Source organism: Bradyrhizobium sp. CCBAU 45394, assembly GCF_028128655.1.
GTDB lineage: Bacteria > Pseudomonadota > Alphaproteobacteria > Rhizobiales > Xanthobacteraceae > Bradyrhizobium > Bradyrhizobium diazoefficiens.
In genome coordinates, this window is the sequence record NZ_LBIX01000098.1 from 1 (window position 1) to 3367 (window position 3367).

Sequence of the window (3367 nt, forward strand, 5' to 3'; positions counted from 1 at the left end):
TTGTCGGACACCTGCCGCGACAAAGCCCTCACTGTCAGCTCAAGTCCCTTCTTTTACAGCATCTGTCTTTCGAACAATGCCGCCGAACCACGACGTGAGCGGCATCGCCCCTGGAGTGGAAGTCCTGCCTGTTCTCCGATCGCGGCTGCAATCATCCCGCGTTGACGTACAGCCTGATCGACTCGACCAAGATGAACGACGTCGATCCGCAAGCGTGGCTCGCCGACGTCCTGGCCCGCATCGCTACACATCCAATTCAAAGGCTCGACGAACTGCTTCCGCGGAACTGGCCGACGATCGCGTGTCCACCTGCAGACCTACCGCGCGTGCCCGCCCCTCAGGCATAAACCTTCCCCCTCTCAGCCGTGGGCTCTTAACGCGAGCTTCTGGCGTACTTCATCTGCGCTCATTACCCGCACGCCCAACCTTACGAGAATTTCCACGGCCCGCTGGACGAGCTCGGCGTTGGTCGCGAGCCGCCCACGAGAGAGGTAAAGATTGTCCTCTAATCCTACCCGTACGTTTGCGCCGACCATCGGAGCCAACGCCGCGTACGGAAGCTGCATTCGCCCGATCGAAAAGGCCGAGTAGATCGCTCGAGGCGGAATCTGGTGCACCAGCGTCATGAGGGTGGTCGGATCGTCAGGTGCGCCATACCGAATTCCCATGCACAGCTGGATCAACGCGGGATCCTCAATTATCCCCTCCTCGATTAAATCGCGCACGAGGACCAACTGACCGGTATCGAACACTTCAAGTTCAGGACGCACACCTAGCTCCTTCACGCGTGCGGCCATCAAGCGCAGCGTCCCGGCGGTGTTGACCATGATGTACTGGCTGCGGGTGCCCCAATTCATCGTCCCGCAATCCAGAGTGCAAATTTCAGGACGCAACTCCTCTACATGCACGAGCCGCTCAAGCGCACCCGCCATGTCCGTCCCCGCGGGGTTCGGCGGCAGAGGAGACTGCGGTTCACCGAGCACGAGATCTCCGCCCATTCCGGCGGTCAGGTTAATCACCGGATTCACGTCCGACTTCCGAATCCGCTGCACCACCGCCCTATATAGGGCCGGGTCTCGGGCGCCGCGTCGGGTTTCAAGATCACGCACGTGAATGTGAACCACTGCCGCGCCCTCCCGCGCAGCTTCAACAGCCGAATCAGCGATCTGCTCCGGGGTCACCGGCACATGCGGGCTGTGCTCCACCGAACTTCCAGACCCTGTGACGGCACAGGTGATAAACACCTCAGAAATCATCCTGAACTTCTCCTTTGACCAGCACCAAGGCAGACCGCACTAACAATCAGCTCCGTTTCCGTTAGATTCCCCCTCTTCGCCTCCCAACGTAGAACCACGTAAACAGTATCAGCCGCGTTTCTCAATGCGCGCACTGCGGCATGTCGCAGCCGCATTCATCGTCTAAGCAATTGGCGTGCCGTAGCCGGAGTTCGTGCGCGGTTTGCCTATGAGAAACCACGCATTTAGCAAACGGCCTGAACGCGGAACTTCGGCCTCCAATAGCGCAGACCGTCCCGGAGCCCCGATTCGAGCGCCTCTTCACCACCTTTGGGCTAGCCCTTCACCGTATTCGCCTGCGGTGCAGGAGTATCTCCTCGCGCTCAGGGCCACACCGGATTCAATGTTGGCCGCAGGACTTCGCTCGCTGGTTGGGGCACCATCGCTACACCTTTGTCATCTCGCACACAAATGACTACGGATCCAATTGTCCAGCTTCTGACCTCGATACAATCGCGTCGAGCGAGATCGGCCTTCTTCCGGCGCGCCAATGATTCAGACTCAGGCGCTTAGTGTACTTCGATGCCGCTGGCATGTTCATTGCCATGAAATGCAACAACTACAGAGAGAGGAGCACTGAATGCATTCAGAAACGCAGCATTCGGCTAACAAGATGGGAAACGGCAGACGGACTCTGCGATCTCTCTTTGAACCGCAAGGAGTTGCCGTGATTGGTGCTTCGCCAAAGCCGAGCCTTGCCAAAAGCATCCTTAACAACATTGTCTCCTTCGGATTCGACGGAAACATTGCTGCCGTGAACCCGAATTACACGAGCATTGATAAGGTCGATTGTTACAAGTCCATCGCAGACGTTCCGTTTCAGGTCGATTTGGCCGTGGTATGCGTTCGAGCCGAGAACCTTCTGTCAGTTTTAGAGGAATGTAAGCAAAAGTCAGTGGGAGCTGTGCAGATCATCGCTAGCGGTTTCGCGGAACTCGATTCGGAGGAAGGCCGCGCAAGGCAGCAACAAGTTCAGCGCTGGGCAGAAGTCTCAGCCGCAACAGTCGTTATCGGGCCCAATACATACGGAGTTATCAATCTGCACCGGCCGATAATTGCCGTCGGGGACAACAAGATCGCCAAGGTGGTCGCGGGAGGAGTTAGTGGCGTCTTCCAGAGTGGGCAGATGGTCACAATGATGCATCCGTTGATGAGCAGAGGCATTGGGATTAGTAAGATCGTGACGACTGGCAATGAAGTCAGCGTAACAACAGCCGAATTAATCAACTTCTTCGCTGACGATCCCCAAACAGAAGTCATCGTCAGTTATTGCGAAGGCATTAACGATCCAGAATGGTTTGCCATTGCCTGTACGCGCGCGCGGGAACAAGGCAAGCCGATCATTATGTTGCGCGTCGGGGCACATCCCGAGGTGCAAAAGGGCATCAACCGACATACGGCAACACGAGCCGCGAACAGCTACAAAGATGATATACGTTTTCTGAAGGAACTGGGCGTGATTGCCGTTCACTCAGTTGAGGACCTAATCGAAACCGTCGTGGCTTTCAATGCCTGCCGCAGACCGCGGGGCAAACGCATCGCGTTTGTAAGTTTTTCTGGCGGAATGGGCAATATAATGGCTGATTCGATCCTGTCGACGCCGGGACTGAAGCTCGCTTCCTTTTCCCATCGATTACGCAAACAGCTGACGGACGTGCTTCCGAGATTCGCAAACAACTTTAATCCCCTAGACCTGAGTGCTCAGAGCGCATTTGACGCCGAGGTCCTGACGAGTTGCATAGAAGTACTCGGACAGAGCGATGAGTTTGACATCCTTCTCTGGGGTAAGGACTTGCCGATGAGCATCGAGGACGATTCCCCGGTTGGTCTCGCACTGAGGAAGCTTATGGCACAACATCCTGGAGTAGTTGTCATTCCCGTCTCGCAGATGAATGGAATCTGTCGAGGTGGGGAGATTGATGGAAGTCCGCCCACGTTCGCTGGCCGAGCGCTCTTGCAAGGTACCGCGGTCTCGGTTCGAGCTTTGGGCAAAGTGATCGGGTGGCATGCGTCGACCTCGAGAGCTACGCAAACGAATACCACCGTGCAGGCGCCGCAACAAGCATGACTGA

Annotated in this window: 2 protein-coding genes and 1 pseudogene; 2 read left to right on the forward strand and 1 reads right to left on the reverse strand. The window is 56.5% G+C overall.

Annotated features, from left to right (window positions below):
- A pseudogene (locus WN73_RS12050) lies at nt 1-347 on the forward strand (transposase domain-containing protein); the annotation flags it as partial.
- A gap of 12 nt (nt 348-359) precedes the next feature.
- Here WN73_RS12050 and WN73_RS12055 read toward each other — a convergent pair.
- Nucleotides 360-1256 (reverse strand): 3-keto-5-aminohexanoate cleavage protein, encoded by an 897-nt coding sequence (locus WN73_RS12055; protein WP_271552927.1) that lies wholly within the window; start codon nt 1254-1256, stop codon nt 360-362.
- A 619-nt stretch (nt 1257-1875) separates the two neighbouring features.
- Here WN73_RS12055 and WN73_RS12060 point away from each other — a divergent pair.
- A complete protein-coding gene (locus WN73_RS12060; protein ID WP_271552928.1) occupies nt 1876-3363 on the forward strand; it encodes a CoA-binding protein in 1488 nt (495 codons plus the stop codon).
- The last annotated feature ends 4 nt before the right edge of the window (nt 3364-3367 follow it).